Here is a 19,570-nt window from a genome sequence, read left to right on the forward strand (position 1 = left end):
TTTCACCCCTATAGTTCATAAGAAAATTAAATTTCCTGACTTAATTATAGCAATCATATCAGATACGAATTAAAAAACAAAACGATAAACCTTGCAACATAATATCTGCTTTAAATAATACCATATAACTTATCTATATGTCAGATAGCAACTGTTAAGTCAGAGAAATATGAATTAATCCGCTGTCCGGTTCGGTTATATAGAAACAAGGTGCGAGGGAATTCGCACCTTGTTCGTGTTGGATTGTCTTTTCTCGTGATGATTAGTTAGCTGCTTTGCTGTGTTCCACTAATAGGTCGATTGCTTTTCTTATTTTGAGATCATTTTGGATTGTTTCTGTGTTTCCGCCAAGAATTTGGACGAGTTGGTCTTTTTCAACACCATACATGCCAGCCATCTTATCAATCTCTTCATCCACTTCTTCTTCAGTTGCTTCAAGATTTTCTGCATTTGCAATTGCTTCAAGTGTCAAGCTCGTTTTCACTCGTTTAGCTGCATCTTCTTTCATTTGTTCTCTTAATGCCTCTTCATCCTGACCAGAGAACTGGGAATACATTTCTAATGTCATTCCTTGCATTTGTAGACGCTGTTCGAATTCAGCAAGCATTTGTTCCAATTCATTTTCAACCATTGCATCTGGAATATCAACCTCTACATTATCAGATGCTTTTTCAATTAGGCTTTCACGTTTTGCAGTGTCTGCTGCTTGTGTTCTTTCTTCCAGCATTTGTTCTTTTTTCTTCGTTTTGAATTCATCTAATGTTTCAACTTCATCATCAACGTCTTTTGCGAATTCATCATCAAGCTCTGGAAGTTCTTTTGCTTTTACTTCATGAATTTTAACTTTAAATGTTGCTTCTTTACCAGCTAGGTCTTCTGCATGGTATTCTTCCGGGAAGGTAACATCAATTTCCGTCTCTTCTCCTGGTTTCTTACCGACTAATTTCTCTTCAAATCCAGGAATGAATTGACCAGAACCAATTTCCAGGCTATGGTTTTCACCTTTCCCACCTTCGAATGCTTCACCATCTGTGAATCCTTCAAAGTCGATGACAACTGTATCGCCATCTGCAATTTCTCCTTCTTCTTTCACAACAAGCTCTGCATGCTGCTCTTGAAGGCTTTTCAACTCATTATCCAGATCTTCCTCTGTTACTTCAACAGATTCTTCTTCCACTTCAAGGCCTTTATATTCGCCTAAAGTAACTTCAGGCTTCACTTCAACCTCTGCAGTGAAGATCAATGTTTTACCTTTTTCGATTTGTTCGATATCAACACTCGGCTGTACGATTGGAAAAATGTCCGCTTCGTCCACCGCTTTCGAATAAGCTTCCGGTAGTACAATATCTACAGCATCCTGATAAAGGGATTCTACTCCGAAACGCTGTTCAAATAATCCGCGTGGAATTCTTCCTTTACGGAAACCTGGTAATTGTACATCTTTCACTACTTTTTTAAACGCTTGATCTAATGCTTGATCAAATTCTTCAGCAGGAACTTCAAATGTCAAAATTCCTTTATTTCCTTCTTGTTTTTCCCATTTCGCTGTCATAATTGATTACCTCCAACATCTATTGTTTAACTTAATAATACATTTAAGGGTTAATTTTCATTTTTTACAACTCAATCATTATACCATAACTTAGAGGTCTTTCAAGCATTTGTACCTAATCCTCAATAATACTTGCATATAATAGATCGGTTGTCTTAATTTCTTGGATATACTTATCTACCTCTGCTCGTTCTTGCTCAGGAACGGCAATGTTTAAATAGTCGTTCCCAATCTGTAGTAATGCCTCTGCGATATAAGGTGATTCATCAAGTGATGGTGCAATTGGATAGAGCGCGTAAAGATAGTGCCCTAAAAGCGTATTCATCACTTCATACAATGACGGATTGCTTTGCTCCGCTTCTTTGATCCGGGAAGCAATTTCTTTAGCGATTGCACTTTCATTTATTTCCGGTGTTTCACTTGGTGTCGCCTTCATTTTGATGCCAAACTTATGTACTTCTATCGACTTTGTTATTCCTATTCGTTTCATCCAAAGATAGATGGACGTTTTAACTAACGGATGGATATGTTCATCAACAAGCAGCGAGATTACTTTCTCGTTTGGCTGGATCGTCGTTTTACTAAGCTTATTTACGAGTCTCCATTGTTCAATGTGGTTATCTTGGTGCACAGCATCAAAGAGCGCATCTAAGTAAATATTCGAACGTTCTAATTCCACATTCAGCCGCATTTTTTCACTCATCGAGTAAAGTTGTTTGAATGGTTCTTTCAATTGGTTCGGTACATTGCCGCTCTCTAATTCCACTGCCACGACATCAATCAATGCATCATATTGATCCGTTTGAAATAATAAAGTTAAATAAATATGTATGTACTGGTAATAATAGGAATCTTTTTCTTCTATTAATGACTCACAGAGTTCCTGTGCTTCCACGTAACGCTCCAGCTCCATTAAGCAAATTAATTTCCCGGTGTAAATTTCATGATTTTTTACATCATAGCTTAATAGGTTGTCTAATTTCTCCAAAGCTTCCTCGAATTTCTTTTCTTTAATTGCTGCAACACTTTCTTCTTCTAGTACTTTTTGCCATTTTGGAAACAAAATAATATTTCCAGGTTTCATTTTCCTCAGGTCACCTCCTCCTTTTGTTTCAATTTTTTATGAGCTTGAATGAATTTCATAATTACCAAAGTCGGCTTTTCCATCACCATATGTAGTTGGGATCGAACCAACTCAACTACATATGGTGATGGTGAAGCATTAAATACGTATTATGAAATTCATTAAGCTTAACTTAATAAATAGTTTTACCCTTCCTATTAAATATGAAACATGAAGAAAGAGAAAAAAGCAGCCTTTTCTATCCTCTGCTACGGTTTATTCCGTTCATTCAATCGAGGGGTTGCTTCATCTGGTTCGTTCGTCAAGCAAATAGATAAAGTAAAACTTCAATCCGTGGGGTTTTTCTTCATCCCCACGGATTGTTAGTTGAACGAACCTTAGGTGTTAGCTCTCGTTTCTTCCCACCTTAACTTGCTAGATTGAGCGGAAGTTTTGAGGTGGGAGTTTTACGGATACTTACACCGGGATAAAAGTATATATATCCTATCATAATACAAAAGAGAAACCTAAAACAAGTTAGGTTTCTCTTTTGTTGTCTGAAAGTGTCCCAAGTAGGATTCGAACCTACGGCCTACAGCTTAGAAGGCTGTTGCTCTATCCAGCTGAGCTATTGGGACATGGAGCGGGTGAAGGGAATCGAACCCTCATCATCAGCTTGGAAGGCTGAGGTTTTACCACTAAACTACACCCGCAGATTTCTTTTTTATTTAGTTTTAAGTGGTCATTATGTAAAATATATGTTTTAAAAGCGAACAAGTTTTATTATAGCAGTTTTGCATTAAATGTCAATATTTTTTTGAAAAAAGCTTGCTGAGAAAAAATATCCTCTCAGCAAGCACTTGATAGATTAAGCCTTTACTGGATAATCCAGCGCAGGATAATGCTCACCAGATAGTGTGTAAAATGTAGCAGATATAGCTTTATCGGAATCCCATTCTAAAATAGCATAAGTTTTCTCCCGCATCCCACCTCTTGGCTGGAAGATACTGCCTGGATTAATAAATAGTTGTTCCCCTTCCTGAGCAGCGCCAGCTACATGGGTATGTCCAAAACAAACGACATCAGCGTCTGCTTCTCTTGCCCGCAAGGAAAGAGCGGTCAAACCATAGTTCACCTTATGCAGATGGCCATGGACAATCAGGAAATTCAATCCATCTATTTCCAATGTTTGTTCATTCGGATAGCGATTGTCAAAATCACAATTTCCAGCGACTTTATAAAACCCATCCAATGGACCGGAGTCGATATCAAGCTCAGAGTCTCCGCAATGAATGCGGTAATTGACCTCGTGTCTTTCCTTTATTTCCGATAGTTCCTCTGTAAGTCCATGACTATCACTAACAATCAAAATTTTCGTCATGCTGCATCTCCCTTTCTGCTTATCCTTTTTCATGTAAGGAGAGTTTTACTTATGCTCAACTAGCTTGTCCCAGTTCTCCAATTGCTTTATCGCGTTACTCCGGTGGCTGATTTGATTTTTTTCACTAGCACTCAACTCTGCCATCGTTTGTTGATAGCCGTTAGGGATAAACAATGGATCATAGCCAAATCCATTTTTCCCATGAGGAGCAACAGAAATTTCACCTTCACAAGTACCTTCATAAAATTTTGTTTTTTCCCCGGGAATTGCTATTGCAAGTACACAGACAAATCTTGCTGTTCGTTCAGCTTGCGGAACATCCTGCAGTTTCTGTAGCAGCTTTTGATTATTTGCTTCGTCACTCTTATCTTCTCCTGCGTAGCGAGCAGAATATATACCTGGTGCACCGTCCAGCGCATCCACAACAAGCCCTGAGTCATCTGCGAGAACAGGGCGATTCAGCATTTCTGCAATCTGTTCTGCTTTTAGTGCCGCATTCTCTGCAAAGCTATTGCCGGTCTCTTCAATATCTGGAAGTTGTTGCTCGGCAATATCCAATAATGACTGCACGTTTACACCATAGGGCTGAAAGAAATCAATAAACTCTTTGACTTTCCCTTGATTCCGAGTCGCGATAATGATTTCTTTCATTTAATTCCTCTCTCCTTGTGGTGCTTTGGTACTTTCAATTGCTTCTCCAAGTTCACCCAATATCTCTTTCTGTAATTCAAATAGCTGTTGCAAGCCTTCATCTGCTAAGCTAAGCATCGTGAAAAGCTCATTCTTCGAAAATGTAGCCTCTTCTCCAGTACCTTGGATTTCTACAAATTCACCTTTCCCGGTCATTACAATATTCATGTCTACATTTGCTTCTGCATCTTCTTCATAGTTTAAATCGAGAATCGCTTCACCTGATGATAATATTCCAACAGATGTCGCTGCTAAATAATCTTTTACAGGCAAAGATTTAATCTGTTTTTTTTCCACTAAAGTTCCAAGTGCAAGTGTCATTGCAACAAATGCTCCGGTAATGGAAGCAGTTCTTGTCCCACCGTCTGCCTGAATAACGTCACAGTCCACCCATACTGTGCGCTCACCAAATCCTTCCAAATCAACAACAGAACGTAAAGCCCGTCCAATAAGGCGCTGGATTTCCATCGTTCGTCCTGTCACTTTACCTTTTGAGGATTCTCGGATATTCCGCTTTTCTGTAGCCCGCGGCAGCATCGCGTATTCGGCAGTAATCCAGCCTTTACCTTGTCCTCTCATAAAGGGGGGTACTCTATCCTCTACACTTGCATTACAGATTACTTTTGTATTCCCCACTTCAATCAGCACTGAACCTTCCGGATGCATAATATAATCTTTTTCCATTTTAATAGGTCTTAATTCATTTATTTTTCTACCATCATTTCTCATGTGAAAAATCCTCCTCACTCGTCGAATTAAGCTTACCATACTTTTCCCGAAAGAAAAATCATCATCCCTACAAAAGTTGCATGTAGCATAAAACAAAAAGAAGCTAGGACATGGCCCCAGCTTCGAATTTTTATTAAAGTTTCTCACTTGGAACAAAGAAGTCTGCACTGACCGGTTCACTGTACGGCTCCCCGCTCTCATTTGCAATTACATCCTTATTCTCGACTTTAATCTCTACAGCATCAATTTCATCCTGAATCGTTAATGTTCGTACAATCGTCTCCATCACGTCATCTGCAATAACTGCTTCTTCTGCATCTTTTAATATCTCTTCATTAAAAGTGAGTTCCAACACTCCTTCTGACAATGCTGGTTCGCTGACAAGCATTGCTTCTTCATTGAATACATGAGTTACATTCGCCATAAAACCTGGACCATCCATTAATGAAGTAACAATCGCTTCAAACATCTCTTCGTCTTCCCCGACACCTACATATTGCGTTACAGGTATATAGTACCGGTTTTCATGGTCGCTTGCTGGGTAATACATCGTCACTGCTTCACTGTTAATGAAATCAATCGTGTCATTTTGCATGACGTTGATCCCATCTGCTTCAGAGTAACCTTTTCCAATCGGAGTACCATTTACTGGCATTTCATCTAGTTGATGACCATTAACCCAAAGCTGAACACGGTCTACACTCTCAAATTGCGTTAAGGTATGTGTAACAGCCTCAAGAATTTTCACTTCATCTTCAGCAGCATAATCTTCGAATTCCTCCGAAAGGTCAACAACCATTGTCCCGTCCTCCAAAAGATTTAAACCAAGAATTTCCGTTCCTGCGGGCAAGACCGCACGAAAACCATTTGGCAATACATCCATTACCGGACCATCAACAACTAGATACTCTAATACTTGGGTTGCAACCTCTCTTGATTCAAGCAGCGGCAGTTCGATCATTTGTGATGCGACCATACCGTTTGCATCAATTAAAAATAGCTGGCGGGCAATTGTCTCGTTTGCTTCTTCTTCCATGTTCTCCTCGTCTGTTTCGGCCCCATCTGCTTCTGTTTGTTCATTACTTGCTGTATCATTCACTGCTTCTGCATTTTCAGGTGGATCGATTTCAACGGAAGACTGCTCCCCTTGGAAACAGGCAGTTAGTAACAATAGTGAAGCACATACACCTGGAATTAATAATCGACTCGCTTTCATGCAATACCTCCCTGCGATGGTTTGTACTACAATATATACGAGCTATCAAGTGGAAATAGACCAGCTTGTTTTAAAAATGTTTAAATAGAGTCGGAAGGTAAAATAACACCCTGACGTTCGTTGACTATAAAGGACGAACTAGCCATCACTTTCATGCAGCGTAAATGTTTTGCACGTTCTTATGGGTTGCTCTCTAATCGCCGTTCAGCAGGTGCGAGAGGTGTCTGGACTGCAGACCTCCAGAAGTGAGTTTCGGACACTCACACCTTATGAAGGTGATGTGTTTTTATTTTTGATTACTTTAGGGGCGGAGTTATTTGCAAATTGGAACAGAATCTGAGTGTCGCATCTACCGGTCCCATGGTGAAACGTACTATAGGATAGCGCTATTCTTTTTCGATGACTGCTCGTTTAATTGTAAATTGTTGGTGAATTGCATTTTGGAAAATTTTAGTTGCGATTCGGTTAAATATCTCCATGTCTCCAGTAGAATAAATTTCATGCACTTGCTGCAGACCTGATTTATTCTGTAATTGTTTTATTTCAAGAACAGCGCTTGTTTCTCTTGCTGTTTCTTCACTTGAAGAAATCACTGCTACCTGATCCCCAACTACTTTTTTGATAAGCGGTTTTAATAAAGGATAATGCGTGCATCCAAGAATCAACGTATCCATATCATTATCTTCCACCAACGGTTCTAGCGTTGATTCTACAACCATTCTTGCCTCTTCCCCTGTAAAGACTCCTTTTTCCACTAACGGTACAAACAATGGACAAGCTAGCGCCTGTACATGAAGTTCTGGGTTGATTTGTTTTAAGGCATCAGGATAAGCACCACTTTTCACTGTTCCCTCTGTTCCGATAATGCCAATTTCTTGATTAATTGTTGCCTTAATTGCTGCTCTTGCACCCGGGTTAATCACACCTATTACGGGGATGTCTAATTTTTCTTTTAGATCATCAATCGTATAGGCAGTAGCTGTATTACACGCAATCACAAGCAGCTTAATTTCCTTTTCTAATAAGAAATCCACCATTTCCCAAGTGAATTGTTGAACTTCTTCTTTCGTTCTTGGTCCATATGGGCAACGTTTCGTGTCACCAAGATAAATTAGCTTTTCTCTTGGCAGCTGCCTCATTAGTTCAAGTGCCACGGTCAAACCGCCAACACCTGAATCAATTACTCCTATTGGTTTCTCCACAATCCGTTCATTCCTTATCTGATTATTTCTCATTTACTTGCTTCATCCGACTATATAATGAATCAAGCATTTCATTTAATATTGTTTCTTCTTCCGGGCTGAAGCCGTCGAGAACTTCCTGTAAGTATTCTTGGCGCTTTTCAATCACTTCATGAATAATCACTTTTCCTTTGTCCAATAAATGAATTCTTACTACCCGGCGATCTTTATCATCCCTGATTCGTTCAACCAATTCATTCTTCTCCATACGGTCGACGAGGTCTGTTGTTGTACTAAAAGCAAGACTTATTTTATTTGAAAGCTCCCCAATCGTCAAATCTCCTTCCTCGAGCAACCACTGCAGGGCTACAAACTGCGGAGATGTTATGGGGTAGTTATGTAATATCTTCCTGCCGTTTTGTTTGATCATTCCAGATATATAACGTAATCTTTTTTCAATTTTAACGATGGATTCAGCTGAGGTAATCTCATTCTCCATTCGGCAACCTCCTTGCATTCTAATTTCAATTTGAACAAACGCTTTAGCTTAGTATAACAAATTTTCATCCCGGTGTAATCGTCCATAAAACTCTCACCTCAAAATTTCGGTTCTTGTCAAGAAAGTTTAGGTGGGCAGAAACGTGAGCTAACATCCTAAGGTTCGTTGAACTAACAATCAGTGGAAGGTGAAGAAATAACCCTACTGATTGAAGTTTCACTTTTTCAGAAGCATAGTAAATATGTTGCTCCCCCCACAGTAAAGGCTCTTAAAATAGGTCATTTATTACGCACTAAAATCTTTTCCGTTCATAAGCTATAATGACTAAATAAATAATTCCCTTCAAAATGCGGCTCTATCAAGAGCAAGGAGGGGTTATCATTTGAAGGACAGCAACTATAAACCGAAGCAATTATTAACGAAGCGAGAAAAGGAAGTATTTGAACTGCTTGTACAAGACATGACAACAAAAGAAATAGCCCAGAAACTGTTTATATCGGAAAAAACTGTGAGAAATCATATTTCAAACGCGATGCAGAAGCTGGGGGTAAAGGGGCGTTCACAGGCAGTCGTTGAGCTTCTCCGTATGGGAGAACTTAAGCTGTAATTTAGACCGACTTTCATTCAGTGGAAGTCGGTCTAACTTATTTTTCACTTGTAGGAGAAGGTCTCATTCCATGAAACCCATACACTCCCATTGACGAGTCGTTCAAAAAGGTTATATACTAATATTGTTATGAAAAAACGGAATTTTATCGAGTATAAAGTTTTCTTATACAATTATAATTATTTCCGTAAATAACAAGTAATAAAATCAAGGAGGACTTTACATTGGCAAACGATCGTTATCAAAAAGGAATAGATAAAATACAGGAGCTTACAGCATCTGATGACAGCAATCCGACTGGTGAAATGGATATTGGTGAAGCATTTAAAGATATTGCCCCTGATCTGAGCAAGTATGTGGTGGAATTTGCTTTTGGTGATATTTATGCACGGCCTGGCTTAGACAACAAACAAAAAGTAATGACCACCATTACTGCTCTTGTTGCGCAAGGGAAACCGCAAATCGAAATGCATATCAAGACCGGCTTATCTGTTGGTTTAACACCAGAGGAGATTGTAGGTTGTATTATGCATCTTATCCCATACACAGGATTCCCAAGTGTTCTAAATGCTCTAAAAGTAGCTCAAAAAGTCTTCAATGAACGTGGGTTAACTGTTACAACGCCTGAAATATAATAGATGGTTGAATCAGTTCTAAAAGATACATAATGGTAAAAACACCGACTTCCTTTTTATAGGAAGTCGGTGTTTTTATCAATTTAGCGTACATGATATTGATCTGTAAGCAATGCTTTCATTCCCTCGGGAATCGCCCAGGCTTTATTTGTTGTAAAATCCATCATAACAACACGCCCTCTTCCAGTGGCGGTTATTTCACCTTGATTATTGACCGCCATATAATGTAAGTCCATGGATGTTGTACCGATTGTTTCCACTTTAACATAGAAATCGATTGTCTCATTGAAAAACATTTGCTTAAGGTAATTGCATTGGAGGTCTGCGACAACAAAGCCTCGTTTCTTTTGATCAAAATCCTTAAACAGACCGAAAGATTGCAAAAATTCAATCCGTGCCTCTTCAAAATAAATGAAGACAGATGTATTATTGACATGGCCATATAAATCTGTTTCAGAAAAACGCACCTTTATCGGAATGGAAAAAGAAAATCCAGAACGCCATGCCTCCAAATCATTTATATAGTCAATTCCTGTCATAGCAATACCCCCAAATGAAACGAAATGGCCCTACCTGTAAAGGTAAGGACCACTCGTTTTAATTTACTGCATGAGAAACTACGCCTTTGTTTTTATAATGTCTCGTCACTGCCAAAGAAGCTTCGGAATGCGTGCAGGTTCGTTGCACGGTTCATTGCTGCGATGGAAGTAGTAAGCGGGATGCCTTTTGGACATACTTGTACACAGTTTTGTGAGTTTCCACAACCACTGATACCTCCATCTTCCATTAAACCTTCTAATCGATCACTTGCATGCATCGCTCCTGTAGGATGAGCATTAAACAAACGCACTTGTGAAAGAGCTGCCGGACCGATAAAGTCAGATTTATCGTTAACGTTTGGACAAGCTTCCAGACAAACACCACATGTCATACATTTTGAAAGCTCATAAGCCCATTGACGTTTATTCTCTGGCATTCTGGGACCAGGTCCAAGATCGTGGGTACCGTCAAGCGGAACCCAAGCTTTCACTTGTTTCAATGCATCAAACATACGCTCACGATCGACAATCAAATCACGTACAATCGGGAAGGTCGACATCGGTGCTAAGCGAATCGGCTGCTCCAATTGGTCAACCAATGCTGCACATGATTGTCTCGCGGTACCATTAATTACCATTGAACAGGCACCACAAACCTCCTCTAAACAACTCATCTCCCACATGACCGGTGATGTTTCTTCCCCATTTGCGTTTACCGGGTTCCGTTGAATTTCCATTAACGCGGAAATAACGTTCATATTCTGACGGTATGGAACATGAAACGTTTCCTCATAGGGTTCAGAGTCCGGACTGTCTTGACGAGTTATAATAAATGTAACTGTACTTTTTTCAGCCATTTTGTATTCTCCCCCTTAGTGTGTCGTTGTGTAGTCACGTTTTCGAGGCTCGATTAATGACACATCAACTTCTTCATAGCTAATAATCGGTTCCACATTCTTGCTGTCAAACTCAGCAATTGTTGTCTTCAGGAATTCGTCATCATTACGCTCAGGGAATGCCGGCTTGTAATGCGCCCCACGGCTCTCATCCCGTTTATATGCACCAATTGTAATAACACGCGCGAGATGCAACATGCTATCCAGCTGGCGCGCAAACATAACTCCTTGGTTACTCCAACGAGAAGTATCATTAATATTGATATTCTTCCAGCGCTCTTGCAACTCTTGGATCTTTTCATCTGTTTGCAGAAGCTTTTCATTTTCACGTACAACGGTTACGTTATCTGTCATCCAATCGCCAAGTTCTTTATGCAGAACATATGCATTTTCGGTTCCATCCATGCCTAGAAGCTCATCGAATTTCGTTTGCTCTTCACGTTCTTTCTCGTCAAAGAGCTGATCACCAATGTCTTCTGCATGCTTATCAAGTCCTTCTATATATTCAATCGCTTTCGGACCTGCTACAGAACCACCGTAAATTGCGGATAATAACGAGTTCGCACCTAGACGGTTCGCACCATGCTGGGAATAATCAGCTTCACCTGCCGCAAATATCCCTGGAATATTCGTCATTTGATTTCCATCAACCCAGAGTCCACCCATTGAATAGTGAACAGCCGGGAATATCTTCATTGGGACTTTACGAGGGTCTTCTCCAACAAACTTTTCATAGATTTCTATAATTCCACCAAGTTTAATATCAAGTTCTTTTGCATCTTTATGAGAGAGGTCAAGGTAAACCATGTTTTCACCATTGATCCCAAGTTTTTGATTCACACAAACATCAAAAATTTCTCTTGTCGCAATATCACGCGGTACAAGGTTTCCATATGCTGGATATTTCTCTTCCAGGAAGTACCAAGGCTCCCCATCTTTATATGTCCAGATTCGCCCACCTTCTCCACGAGCAGATTCACTCATGAGACGCAGTTTGTCATCACCAGGGATAGCTGTCGGATGAATCTGAATAAATTCTCCGTTAGCATATTTAACTCCCTGCTGGTACAGGATACTTGCAGCCGAACCTGTATTAATCATCGAGTTTGTTGATTTCCCAAAGATTATACCAGGGCCGCCTGTTGCAAAAATAGTAGCATCAGAACGGAATGCACGGATTTCATGTGATTTTATATCTTGAGCAACAATGCCTCGACCAACACCTTCGTCATCGATGATCGCTGACAAGAATTCCCAACCTTCATATTTCGTAACAAGCCCTTCCACTTCATAACGGCGGACTTGTTCATCCAGTGCATATAATAACTGTTGCCCTGTCGTCGCTCCTGCAAATGCCGTACGGTGCATTTGCGTACCACCAAAGCGTCTAAAATCCAGAAGGCCTTCTGGAGTACGGTTAAACATAACGCCCATCCGGTCAAACATATGTATAATTCCCGGAGCCGCCTCACACATCGCCTTTACTTGCGGCTGGTTAGCCAAAAAGTCTCCACCGTATATCGTGTCATCAAAATGAAGCCATGGTGAGTCTCCCTCACCTTTCGTATTAACTGCTCCATTAATTCCACCTTGAGCACATACAGAGTGAGAACGTTTTACAGGAACAATTGAAAATAAATCTACTTTTACACCTGCTTCTGCTGCTTTGATTGTAGCCATCAAACCTGCTAGACCACCACCAATTACAGCAACTTTACGATTACTCATTTATTTGACTCACTCCCCTAATTACTTACTTTTACACACCATACGCAAACTGAATCAATGTTCTTACACCAAGATAGCTAACCGCGATAAAAATGAAGAGAGCTACGTAGGTTAACACACGCTGTGATTTGGGTGATTGCGTAATGCCCCACGTCACAAAGAAGCTCCATAGACCATTAGCAAAGTGGAATACAGCTGAAACTACACCGATTATGTAGAACCAGAACATAAATGGACTGGAAAGAATTCCTTCCATCAAGCTGTAGTTTACTTCAGCGTTTCCAAGTGCAATCTGGACGCGTGTTTCCCAAACGTGCCACGCAATAAATATTAATGTAATGATTCCTGTCCAGCGCTGTAGCTTGAACATCCAGTTGCGGAAAAATCCATATTTTGCTACGTTGTTCTTTGCAGTAAATGCTATGTATACCCCTAATACTGCATGATAAAGAATCGGCAGATAGATGATGAAGATCTCCAATAGTATTACAAATGGAAGCCCTGCCATAAACCCCGCTGCTTTATTGAAGCTTTCTTCTCCGTACACGGCAAAGTGGTTAATTACCAAGTGCTGGACTAAGAATATCCCGATAGGAACAACACCTAGTAAAGAATGTAACCTTCTCCAGTAAAAATCACGTTGCCCCGCCATGTTTTTCCCCCCTTGTAGGTTAATAGTTTCATATTTAGGTATCATTCAAGGCTGCAAATTTTTTCTAATTTCTACATCAACCTTTAAATGATACAAAATTATAACACTTTTATTGTACTTCTTAGTTTATAAACCGTCAAGAAAACGATTTAATTTCTAACAATTCAGCAAGCAGCTATGGACCTCCTAAAAACTTCCATGGCCTAATTATAGCAAACTTTTAATAATTAGCGTTTATAAGAGACTCAATGATAATTAATTATGAACAGCAGAGAGGATTATACATCGTCCTATCGGAGGTCCGCAGTAAAGCATGATTATCCTAACTCCAGTTATGACTGGTTCACTGTATTTATGTGTTGTATAATAAATAAAAGTCTACTAATGATAGTTTAGCATATTGACAGTTTATGATGGAAAGGGTGACAGAATTGAGTAAACAGCTGACGACAATCCCGATTTCTCAACTTGAAGAATTACATACATCCGGTGCGGGGTTTGACATCCTCCGCTATCTCGCGCTTCCTGACTTATTAGGAGACGAAGCACCTACATTGCTTTATTATATGGGAAAAAATCTTGCAAGGAAATTTGATATAAATTCGATAGACGATATCACTCATATTTTCGAAACGTTAGGTATTGGCAAAATGGAACTTGTTAAAGAAAAAAAGCGAGAGAAAACATTTCATCTGCTTTCCGACTCGGTCGTACTTCGTTTAAAAAGCCCAATTGCCGCTGATTTCCGTTTAGAAGCAGGGTTTCTTGCAGAGGCAATTCAGATGATCGAAGGAATAGAATGCGAATGCACTGAGGAAATTAATCGTCGTATCCACCAAATACAATTCACAGTGTTTTACACAAATTAAAAACACGCACCGCCTCTCGGTACTGTTTAGTCGAGGGACAGTGCGTATTATGACTCATTAACAAGTATGTAACACCCTGCCCTCTAAACATGTGAGAAACCTAAAAGGTGGAGGTGGGGATAAACAGTCCGTAAAATCCCTGATTCTGTTCAACTAACATTCAGCAGGGAGAAAAGAGCTCCCCGCTAAATGTTAGTTTCTCTTTATGAATTCGTTTTTTCCTCTTCCGCATTTGCTTCTTCTTCCAGCTCATTTAAATGCTTAAGCACCTCGTGAGCTGTGTTAGACGGAATTCCAAGTTTTGTAATATCTGTTACAGAAGCTTTTTTCAGCTCTGTGATCGATTTAAAATGTCTAAGCAATAGCTTTTTCCGTTTTTCACCAACACCAGGTATACCATCAAGCGAAGATTGGAATAATCCTTTACTGCGCAAATTCCTATGAAATGAAATGGCAAACCGGTGCACCTCATCTTGAATCCGCTGAACGAGATAAAATTCTTGGGATCGCCGCTCAAGTGAAACAATTGACGGAGGTGAACCGTACAATAATTCACTTGTCTTATGTCTATCATCTTTTACTAATCCAGCAATCGGAATATCAAGTCCTAATTCATTTTCGAGTACATCGGTTGCAGCGCTAATTTGGCCCTTCCCACCATCGACAATGATCAAATCAGGCAGTGGCAGATTCTCTTTAAGCACACGTGTATACCTTCTCCGTACTACTTCACGCATCGTTTCATAGTCATCAGGTCCATCAACCGTGCGGATTTTATACTTGCGATAATCTTTTTTACTCGGCCGGCCATCTACGAAAGCAATCATCGCTGAAACCGGATCGGTTCCTTGGATATTCGAGTTGTCAAAGGCTTCGATACGATGCGGTGTTTCAATGTTAAGAATCTCACCAAGCTTCTCTGTCGCGATAATTGTCCGTTCTTCATCTCTTTCAATCAAGAGGAATTTCTCATTAAGTGCGATTTTTGCATTTTTCATCGCTAATTCAACAAGTTCTTTCTTTCTGCCCCGGAAAGGTGTATGTGTATGGACCTCCAGCAACTCATTGATTAATTCGCTATTTGATCCAATCGGCAGGAGAATTTCTTTTGGTTTTAAATGGTTTTGATGTAAATAGAATCTACCAATATAGCTAGTAAATGCTTCTTCTGGATCATCATAGAACGGGAAAGTCGTTACATTTCGTTCAATCAACTTCCCTTGACGCATGAAGAAGACTTGGATACACATCCATCCTTTGTCATAGCTGTATCCAAATATGTCGCGATCTGTCTTATCAGTCATTGTCATTTTTTGTTTCTCCATAACAACGTCGATATGTTGAATTTGATCCCGTAATTCCTTCGCTCTTTCAAAGTTAAGTGCTTCACTCGCTTCATACATTTTCTCTGTCAGATTCCCTTTGATATCTTGGTAGCCGCCTTGCAAAAAGGAAGTTATCTCTTGAACAATCGCAGCGTATTCCTCGGCCGCTGGCGGATTCTTACTACATGCTTTACATTGATTCAAGTGATAATATAAACACGGTCTGCCTGGTGGATTATTGCATTTGCGTAAAGGGTACATTCGGTCAAGTAGCTTCTTCGTTTCCCGTGCTGCGATTACGTTCGGATACGGCCCGAAATACTTCCCTTTATCTTTTTTGATTTTTCTTGTAATCAATAGACGGGGATGTCTTTCAGCTGTGATTTTTAAATAGGGGTATGATTTATCGTCTTTCAGCATAACGTTATATTTCGGATCATATTTTTTTATTAAATTCATTTCTAAAATGAGTGCTTCCAGTTCTGAAGAAGTGACAAAATACTCAAAGTCGACGATTTCTTGAACTAATCGCTGTGTTTTCCTGTCATTTGCTCCAGTAAAATAAGAACGGACACGATTGCGTAATTTCTTTGATTTACCGACATAGATGATCGTTCCATGCTTATCTTTCATGAGGTAACAGCCTGGATTTGCCGGGAGTATTTCCAATTTCCTTTTGATGATGTTATTCATGGTAATCATTCCTTTAAGTTTAGAAAATCCCTTGTTATGAAAACAACAAGGGATTTTTCGGTTCTCTATTATCTAATTTTACACGATTTAGAGATGTTTGTTAATTACTCCGGTTAATGCTTCTTTTGGTTGGAAGCCAATTACCTGGTCAACCACTTCTCCATCTTTCATCAGCAATAAAGTTGGGATACTCATAACACCAAATTTACTTGCTGTTTCTTGGTTATCATCGACGTCCAATTTAACAATTTTTACATCTTCGGACATCTCACCGTCTATTTCCTCTAAAACTGGAGCAATCATTTTACAAGGTCCGCACCATGGTGCCCAAAAGTCAACGAGGACTAAACCCTCTGAAGTTGCTTCAGCAAAATTTTGATCTGTTACATGTTCAATTGCCATTCTATAATTTCCTCCTTTTGATAAATCAATCTTACTTAAATAGAAGTATAACACCCTTATTATTTACTTCCTAGCATTTTGCTTATTCGTTCCAAAAAAAATAATTGAAAAAATCCAGGACGAAAGCATGCCCCGGATTTTTTTAATCAGACTTTAACCGTTTTAATTTCTTCAATAAGTAGAGGCATAACCTCGAATAGGTCGCCTACAATTCCGTAGTCGGCGATATTAAAGATGTTTGCTTCTGGGTCTTTGTTTATCGCCACGATGACTTTTGAGTTTGACATCCCTGCCAAGTGTTGAATCGCTCCAGAGATACCAACTGCGATGTAAAGATCCGGGGTAACGACTTTCCCAGTTTGCCCGATTTGGAGGGAGTAGTCGCAGTATTCCGCGTCACAAGCCCCGCGAGATGCTCCTACTGCACCACCAAGAACATCCGCTAGTTCGTATAATGTGTCAAAACCTTCTGCACTTTTCACTCCACGTCCACCAGCGATAACAACGCTTGCTTCGGATAGGTCTACTCCTTCACTCGCTTTACGGACCACGTCTTTGATAATAGTACGAATATCAGCAACATCGACTTCTTTCGCTATTATATCACCACTTCTTGCTTCATCACGTTCAAGGGGTGCTATATTATTTGGACGGATGGTTACAAATGTTAATCCATCTGTAATGATTTTCTTTTCGAAAGCCTTACCTGAATAGATTGGACGAACATATTCTACACGATCCCCATTTGTTTCAATGGCTACAGCATCAGAAACCAATCCGGTATCCAACTTGGCTGCTAGTTTCGGTGTCAAATCCTTTCCAATGGATGTATGTCCCATTACGATGCCATCAGGCGATTCATCATTCACTACAGCCAGAACTGCTTGGCCGTATCCTTCTGATGTATAATTTTCTAACTTTTCATGGACTATTGTAACAATGCGATCGGCACCATAGTAAATTAGCTCCTGCGCCTGAGCTTCTAAATTTTCTTTCCCTAAAACAACGCCGACAATTTCAGCATCTGCCTGAATTTTTTTCGCTGCAGCTACTGCCTCAAATGAAACGTTACGTAATGTACCATCTTTTGCCTCTGCAATTACTAGTAATTTACTCATCCTTCTTCCCCTCTCTCTATCCTTTTCAATTAAAGTACTTTCTTTTCGTCTTTCAATAACGTAACAAGTTCTTTTACCTGATCTTGAATCTCACCTTCCAAAACTCTTCCTGCTTCTTTTTCTGGCGGTAAGAATACTTCAATTGTTTTCGTCTTCGGTTCGACATCATCCTCATCCAAATCAAGATCATCCAATTCTAATTCTTCAAGCGGCTTTTTCTTCGCTTTCATAATTCCTGGAAGGGACGGATAACGCGGTTCGTTCAACCCCTGCTGGCAAGTAACGAGGATAGGCAGACTTGTTTCAACAGTCTCCACGTCACCTTCTACATCTTTTTCGATGCTGACATTATCCCCATTGATGGATAGATTTGTAATCGTTGTAACGTACGGTATACCTAGTGCTTCGGCAAGACGCGGACCTACCTGGCCACTCGCCTCATCAATTGCAACATTCCCCGCTAAAATCAGGTCTACTTCCTTATCTTCAAAAAATGCTTCCAATATTTTGGCTGTCGTATATTGATCGCCCTCTTCAAGATCATCTTCCGTATTGATGAGAACTGCCTTATCCGCTCCCATTGCAAGAGCAGTTCGTAATTGCTTTTCAGAGTCTTCATCTCCAATTGTGATTACGGTTACTATCCCTCCGTGCTCATCACGCTGCTTGATTGCTTCTTCTACAGCATACTCATCGTATGGGTTAATGATGAATTCTGCACCATCCTCATCAATCCTTCCATCATCCAGATTAATTTTCTCTTCTGTATCAAATGTCTTTTTTAATAGTACATAAATATCCATCTTGCTTCCTCCTCTTATATCTTTTATTTATCTTTAAAATCAGGCTTTCTCTTTTCTACAAATGCTTGAATACCTTCTGTTGCATCTTCGGATCCAAATATTGTTCCGAAAGCCTTTGCTTCAGCTTCCATACCGGCTACGAATTTATCGGAGCGGGTGTAGTTTACAAGTTTCATAACATGATGAATGGTTGGTTTACTTTTTGCAGCTATTGTTTTGGCCAACTGAGCGGCTTCTTCCAATACACTTTCGTCTGGTACAGCACGATTCGCAAGTCCAAATGCCGCCGCATCCGTGCCGGAAATCGGCTCGCCTGATAAGATCATTTCATATGCTTTAGATGTTCCAATGTAGCGTGGTAAGCGCTGGGTTCCAGCAAAACCAGGGATGATTCCTAGATTAAGTTCTGGAAGACCGAGCTTTGCGTTTTCCCCCACAATCCGAATATGACATGCCATAGCTAGCTCAAGGCCTCCGCCTAACGCAGCACCATGAATTGCCGCAATAACTGGGATCCGGAAGTCTTCCAGCCTTTGAAACACTTGCTGTCCACTTTTAGCAAGGTTTTCATAGTCTGAATGCGCTTGCAAAGAAGTGAATTCTTTTATGTCGGCACCAGCCGAGAAGAACCTGCCTTCCCCGTGAATGATAATTACTTTCACATTGTCATCTTCTTCAATTTCTCCGAGGAATGTACTTAAATCCTTGATCAATTGACTAGACAATGCATTAGCCGGTGGACTTTGGATTGTTAAGTATGCCACTTGTTTATCCACATTTTTTACAATCGTGGTCAATATAATCCCCCCTCTTTACTTTCTATCTTAATCGAAATTCAATTATTTTAAAAATAATAACTCGATTGAATTTCATAATTACCAAAGTCGGCTTTTCCATCACCATATGTAGTTGGGGATGAACCAACTACATGTGGTAATGGTGAAGCATTAAATACGTATTATAAAATTCATTAACTCAACTATTAATTTAAT

The 19,570-nt window shown here is 39.9% G+C and carries 20 protein-coding genes and 2 tRNA genes; 3 read left to right on the forward strand and 19 right to left on the reverse strand.

Annotation, left to right across the window (positions count from 1 at the left end; translation table 11 throughout):
• Positions 1–262: 262 nt before the first annotated feature.
• The 10 genes from tig to LZD48_RS01995 form a co-directional block, all read right to left on the reverse strand.
• A complete protein-coding gene (tig, locus tag LZD48_RS01950) occupies positions 263–1,552 on the reverse strand; it encodes a trigger factor (RefSeq protein ID WP_235761039.1) in 1,290 nt (429 codons plus the stop codon).
• Between the two features lie 115 nt (positions 1,553–1,667).
• Positions 1,668–2,636, reverse strand: coding sequence for a tetratricopeptide repeat protein (locus LZD48_RS01955; RefSeq protein WP_235761040.1), 969 nt, complete (start codon positions 2,634–2,636; stop codon positions 1,668–1,670).
• 543 nt (positions 2,637–3,179) lie between these two features.
• A tRNA-Arg gene (locus tag LZD48_RS01960) sits at positions 3,180–3,253 on the reverse strand.
• Position 3,254: 1 nt separating this feature from the next.
• A tRNA-Gly gene (locus tag LZD48_RS01965) sits at positions 3,255–3,328 on the reverse strand.
• Between the two features lie 155 nt (positions 3,329–3,483).
• Entirely contained in the window at positions 3,484–3,996 is a 513-nt protein-coding gene (locus LZD48_RS01970; protein ID WP_235761041.1) for a metallophosphoesterase, read from the reverse strand.
• A 45-nt stretch (positions 3,997–4,041) separates the two neighbouring features.
• Positions 4,042–4,647, reverse strand: a complete 606-nt coding sequence (locus LZD48_RS01975) for an XTP/dITP diphosphatase (RefSeq protein WP_235761042.1) — start codon at positions 4,645–4,647, stop codon at positions 4,042–4,044.
• On the reverse strand, positions 4,648–5,415 hold the full coding sequence (gene rph / locus LZD48_RS01980) for a ribonuclease PH (RefSeq protein WP_235761043.1): 768 nt from the start codon (positions 5,413–5,415) through the stop codon (positions 4,648–4,650).
• A 133-nt stretch (positions 5,416–5,548) separates the two neighbouring features.
• On the reverse strand, positions 5,549–6,631 hold the full coding sequence (locus LZD48_RS01985) for a GerMN domain-containing protein (RefSeq protein ID WP_235761044.1): 1,083 nt from the start codon (positions 6,629–6,631) through the stop codon (positions 5,549–5,551).
• 386 nt (positions 6,632–7,017) lie between these two features.
• A complete protein-coding gene (gene racE / locus LZD48_RS01990) occupies positions 7,018–7,833 on the reverse strand; it encodes a glutamate racemase (RefSeq protein ID WP_235761096.1) in 816 nt (271 codons plus the stop codon).
• A 22-nt stretch (positions 7,834–7,855) separates the two neighbouring features.
• Positions 7,856–8,311, reverse strand: coding sequence for a MarR family winged helix-turn-helix transcriptional regulator (locus tag LZD48_RS01995; protein WP_235761045.1), 456 nt, complete (start codon positions 8,309–8,311; stop codon positions 7,856–7,858).
• Between the two features lie 382 nt (positions 8,312–8,693).
• On the opposite strand from LZD48_RS01995, the gene LZD48_RS02000 reads away from it, so the two are divergent.
• Both LZD48_RS02000 and LZD48_RS02005 read left to right on the forward strand, forming a co-directional pair.
• Positions 8,694–8,918, forward strand: coding sequence for a helix-turn-helix domain-containing protein (locus tag LZD48_RS02000; RefSeq protein ID WP_156857869.1), 225 nt, complete (start codon positions 8,694–8,696; stop codon positions 8,916–8,918).
• A gap of 224 nt (positions 8,919–9,142) precedes the next feature.
• Entirely contained in the window at positions 9,143–9,553 is a 411-nt protein-coding gene (locus LZD48_RS02005; RefSeq protein ID WP_235761046.1) for a carboxymuconolactone decarboxylase family protein, read from the forward strand.
• 83 nt (positions 9,554–9,636) lie between these two features.
• Here the strand turns inward: LZD48_RS02005 and LZD48_RS02010 are convergent, their stop codons facing one another.
• The 4 genes from LZD48_RS02010 to LZD48_RS02025 form a co-directional block, all read right to left on the reverse strand.
• Positions 9,637–10,092 carry an acyl-CoA thioesterase gene (locus tag LZD48_RS02010; protein ID WP_235761047.1) on the reverse strand — a complete coding sequence of 152 codons (456 nt, stop codon included), beginning with the start codon at positions 10,090–10,092 and terminating at the stop codon, positions 9,637–9,639.
• Between the two features lie 92 nt (positions 10,093–10,184).
• Complete coding sequence (sdhB, locus tag LZD48_RS02015) at positions 10,185–10,949, reverse strand: succinate dehydrogenase iron-sulfur subunit (RefSeq protein WP_235761048.1); 765 nt, start codon at positions 10,947–10,949, stop codon at positions 10,185–10,187.
• 15 nt (positions 10,950–10,964) lie between these two features.
• On the reverse strand, positions 10,965–12,716 hold the full coding sequence (gene sdhA, locus LZD48_RS02020; RefSeq protein WP_235761049.1) for a succinate dehydrogenase flavoprotein subunit: 1,752 nt from the start codon (positions 12,714–12,716) through the stop codon (positions 10,965–10,967).
• A gap of 31 nt (positions 12,717–12,747) precedes the next feature.
• Positions 12,748–13,368, reverse strand: a complete 621-nt coding sequence (locus LZD48_RS02025; protein WP_235761050.1) for a succinate dehydrogenase cytochrome b558 subunit — start codon at positions 13,366–13,368, stop codon at positions 12,748–12,750.
• A gap of 422 nt (positions 13,369–13,790) precedes the next feature.
• Between LZD48_RS02025 and LZD48_RS02030 the strand changes: the two genes are divergently transcribed.
• Positions 13,791–14,237 (forward strand): YslB family protein, encoded by a 447-nt coding sequence (locus LZD48_RS02030; protein WP_310739763.1) that lies wholly within the window; start codon positions 13,791–13,793, stop codon positions 14,235–14,237.
• A 203-nt stretch (positions 14,238–14,440) separates the two neighbouring features.
• Here the strand turns inward: LZD48_RS02030 and uvrC are convergent, their stop codons facing one another.
• The 5 genes from uvrC to LZD48_RS02055 all read right to left on the reverse strand — a co-directional run bounded on the left by uvrC (position 14,441) and on the right by LZD48_RS02055 (position 19,375).
• Positions 14,441–16,255, reverse strand: a complete 1,815-nt coding sequence (uvrC, locus tag LZD48_RS02035; RefSeq protein WP_235761052.1) for an excinuclease ABC subunit UvrC — start codon at positions 16,253–16,255, stop codon at positions 14,441–14,443.
• Positions 16,256–16,342: 87 nt separating this feature from the next.
• Positions 16,343–16,657: a thioredoxin gene (gene trxA, locus LZD48_RS02040; protein WP_235761053.1), complete on the reverse strand. Its 315-nt coding sequence runs from the start codon at positions 16,655–16,657 to the stop codon at positions 16,343–16,345.
• 146 nt (positions 16,658–16,803) lie between these two features.
• Positions 16,804–17,775, reverse strand: a complete 972-nt coding sequence (locus tag LZD48_RS02045) for an electron transfer flavoprotein subunit alpha/FixB family protein (protein ID WP_235761054.1) — start codon at positions 17,773–17,775, stop codon at positions 16,804–16,806.
• A 29-nt stretch (positions 17,776–17,804) separates the two neighbouring features.
• Positions 17,805–18,578, reverse strand: a complete 774-nt coding sequence (locus LZD48_RS02050; protein WP_235761055.1) for an electron transfer flavoprotein subunit beta/FixA family protein — start codon at positions 18,576–18,578, stop codon at positions 17,805–17,807.
• A gap of 23 nt (positions 18,579–18,601) precedes the next feature.
• Positions 18,602–19,375, reverse strand: coding sequence for an enoyl-CoA hydratase (locus tag LZD48_RS02055; protein WP_235761056.1), 774 nt, complete (start codon positions 19,373–19,375; stop codon positions 18,602–18,604).
• Positions 19,376–19,570 lie beyond the last annotated feature (195 nt).

Origin of the sequence: Oceanobacillus alkalisoli, assembly GCF_021556485.1 — a bacterium.
Lineage (GTDB): Bacteria > Bacillota > Bacilli > Bacillales > Amphibacillaceae > Oceanobacillus > Oceanobacillus alkalisoli.

Coding starts and splice junctions, on each gene's coding strand:
- tig (WP_235761039.1), bottom strand. CDS start 1,552: ATGACAGCGAAATGGGAAAAACAAGAAGGAAATAAAGGAATTTTGACA.
- LZD48_RS01955 (WP_235761040.1), bottom strand. CDS start 2,636: ATGAAACCTGGAAATATTATTTTGTTTCCAAAATGGCAAAAAGTACTA.
- LZD48_RS01970 (WP_235761041.1), bottom strand. CDS start 3,996: ATGACGAAAATTTTGATTGTTAGTGATAGTCATGGACTTACAGAGGAA.
- LZD48_RS01975 (WP_235761042.1), bottom strand. CDS start 4,647: ATGAAAGAAATCATTATCGCGACTCGGAATCAAGGGAAAGTCAAAGAG.
- rph (WP_235761043.1), bottom strand. CDS start 5,415: ATGAGAAATGATGGTAGAAAAATAAATGAATTAAGACCTATTAAAATG.
- LZD48_RS01985 (WP_235761044.1), bottom strand. CDS start 6,631: ATGAAAGCGAGTCGATTATTAATTCCAGGTGTATGTGCTTCACTATTG.
- LZD48_RS01995 (WP_235761045.1), bottom strand. CDS start 8,311: ATGGAGAATGAGATTACCTCAGCTGAATCCATCGTTAAAATTGAAAAA.
- LZD48_RS02010 (WP_235761047.1), bottom strand. CDS start 10,092: ATGACAGGAATTGACTATATAAATGATTTGGAGGCATGGCGTTCTGGA.
- sdhB (WP_235761048.1), bottom strand. CDS start 10,949: ATGGCTGAAAAAAGTACAGTTACATTTATTATAACTCGTCAAGACAGT.
- sdhA (WP_235761049.1), bottom strand. CDS start 12,716: ATGAGTAATCGTAAAGTTGCTGTAATTGGTGGTGGTCTAGCAGGTTTG.
- LZD48_RS02025 (WP_235761050.1), bottom strand. CDS start 13,368: ATGGCGGGGCAACGTGATTTTTACTGGAGAAGGTTACATTCTTTACTA.
- uvrC (WP_235761052.1), bottom strand. CDS start 16,255: ATGAATAACATCATCAAAAGGAAATTGGAAATACTCCCGGCAAATCCA.
- trxA (WP_235761053.1), bottom strand. CDS start 16,657: ATGGCAATTGAACATGTAACAGATCAAAATTTTGCTGAAGCAACTTCA.
- LZD48_RS02045 (WP_235761054.1), bottom strand. CDS start 17,775: ATGAGTAAATTACTAGTAATTGCAGAGGCAAAAGATGGTACATTACGT.
- LZD48_RS02050 (WP_235761055.1), bottom strand. CDS start 18,578: ATGGATATTTATGTACTATTAAAAAAGACATTTGATACAGAAGAGAAA.